A 2254-nucleotide genomic window follows, 5' to 3' on the forward strand; every position below is an offset into this window, starting at 1 on the left:
CGCAGTTGACTCAAATGGAGAAGAACCTGATGCAAAGGTAGTGGCAACACTAAACCACACAGCCATCGAGAAGGCACGCCGTCTGGCAGGCTACAACATGATCGTGACCTCAGAGACATCAATAAGCGATGCTGAAATCTATTCAACCTACCACAATCTCTGGCGCATAGAGGAATCCTTTAAGGCGATGAAGTCCCAACTTGACGCGAGACCTGTGTATCTGCAAAAGCCCGAATCGATCACCGGACACTTCCTTATCTGCTACCTGTCTGTGCTGCTTGAGCGGCTCGTACAGCTAAAAGTGTTAGATGGGCGCTTTTGCACTGAAGAGATAATGAGACTTGCACACAATTATCGTGTAGTTGAGGTCTCTGAACGAAAATACGTCAACATCTCCAAGTCCTTACCCATCATCGACGAGTTGGAGAAAATGACGGGGCTGCCGCTGGGCAATTACTACCTTACGAAAGGACAAGTCGACTCCATTGTTAACTGCCAATTCAACATACCCAATGCCCAGTAGTGCCGCACACCGAAGCACGTTCGAAGGATAGGACGACCCACCTGATGACACCGATGGCTTGGGTATACAACGTTTAAAAGACAAAGCGGAGTGTACCTACAAACCATGTCGAGTTCTTAGCACCAGAAATGAAATCGAAACTCGGAAGTCAGGTCGCATGATAGCAGATTAGCGAGAATTGTGCCTGTAATAGTGCATCCGAATGGCAAAACGGGGCGATAGACGTGTTACTACGTTGGGGAACTTAGGCGCGATGACATATAATTGAGCTTGTGACGTAGTGGGGTTTTCGTGGCGAAGGTGGCTTCTATGGCAGGACAGACAGCGGGTGTCTACGAGAACGGCGTTTTCCGAAAGGGCAACGTGCGTATATCCGATTTGACAGGACGTAAGATGCTGCCTATTGGCAACAGCAACTTCATCACGGTGGTGGAAAACTCGGTGTTTATCGACAAATCCATGCTGGTAGCTGACGTGCTTGATAGTGGTGCTGTAGCTACGCTGTTTTGTCGACCTCGTCGCTTCGGAAAGTCGTTGAACCTGAGTATGCTGCAGTCGTTTCTTGAGATTCCCTCGCCGAATGACCCGTCTGCCATGGACACGACACCGCTCTTTCAAAACCTTGCCGTATGGGATGCTGAGGGTGGCCGCTATCAGGAATACTTCCAGGCATACCCTGTTGTACGCATTTCATTCAACGACGCGAAACAGCTGGCGTGGGACGAAGCGAGTGCTCCCGTCTTTAGGATTTGACACCAGAAGTCTTTAGGATTTTCGACATACGCTTATCTGTAAAAACCAGCCAATGAGCTGGTCTTTTTGTATATTCTGTGAAGGGTTGACAAGTTACTTCAAAAGGGTTTTCTATATGGTGCTATGGAGTTATAATAGAAGCATTGCTGCTATGAAGAAAGGGTGAGCGATGGCGTATTTCTTGAAGAAGTCCAAGAACAAAAAAGGACTCTATTTACAGATATACGAAAGCCACTGGGATGCCGGACGCGGGCACACGGTAAATAGCTCTGTGAGAGCACTTGGATATGAACACGAACTGCGCGAAGCAGGCATTGCTGACCCTATTGCCCACTTTAAGGCCGAAGTTGATGAGATGAATGCTAAGCGTAAAGCTAAAAAGGCTGCCTCAAAAGTCAAACGTATTGGTGAGCATACACCAGAGCGCTTCTTAGGACATTTTCCCTTACGCGCCGTAAATGAGGCGCTTAAGGTAGCACAGGATTTAGCGTATCTTCAGATGGCGGGGGGATTTCGCTTCTCGCTGCACGGGTTATTATCAGATCTTATCTATGCTCGGGCAGTATCCCCCTGTTCTAAGTCACGCACGTTTCATGATGTCATCCCTCAGCTTGCCGGAGCTGACAAAACCTATTCGCTTGACCAGCTCTACGAGGGAATCTGCTTTTTGGGATCTGAGTACCAAAAGGTAGTAGAGATTTACAACCACAAAGTCTCTGAATTGTTTGATCGTGATACTTCGACAACGTACTTTGACTGCACGAACTTTTTCTTTGAGATTGACCGTGAAGATACTCTTCGACACAAAGGAGTATCCAAAGAAGGTCGCAAAGACCCGATTGTGGGACTAGGTCTTTTACTTGATGCTGACTGTATCCCACTTGGCATGGTTATCTATCCTGGCAATGAGTCAGAAAAGCCGGTAATTCGCGAGGTTATATCCCAAACAAAGCGACGCAACAATATGTACGGGCGTAC

Annotated in this window: 2 protein-coding genes and 1 pseudogene; all 3 read left to right on the top strand. The window is 47.7% G+C overall.

Annotated features, from left to right (window positions below):
* Window positions 1–523, top strand: a pseudogene (locus tag G7Y43_RS10045) (hypothetical protein); the annotation flags it as partial.
* 309 nt (window positions 524–832) lie between these two features.
* Window positions 833–1276, top strand: a complete 444-nt coding sequence (locus G7Y43_RS10050) for an AAA family ATPase (RefSeq protein WP_165046278.1) — start codon at window positions 833–835, stop codon at window positions 1274–1276.
* Window positions 1277–1445: 169 nt separating this feature from the next.
* Window positions 1446–2254: hypothetical protein (locus G7Y43_RS10055; RefSeq protein WP_206215130.1), on the top strand; the 809-nt coding region annotated here is incomplete at its 3' end.

It is taken from the genome of Adlercreutzia sp. ZJ138, assembly GCF_011038935.1.
Classification (GTDB): Bacteria; Actinomycetota; Coriobacteriia; order Coriobacteriales; family Eggerthellaceae; genus ZJ141.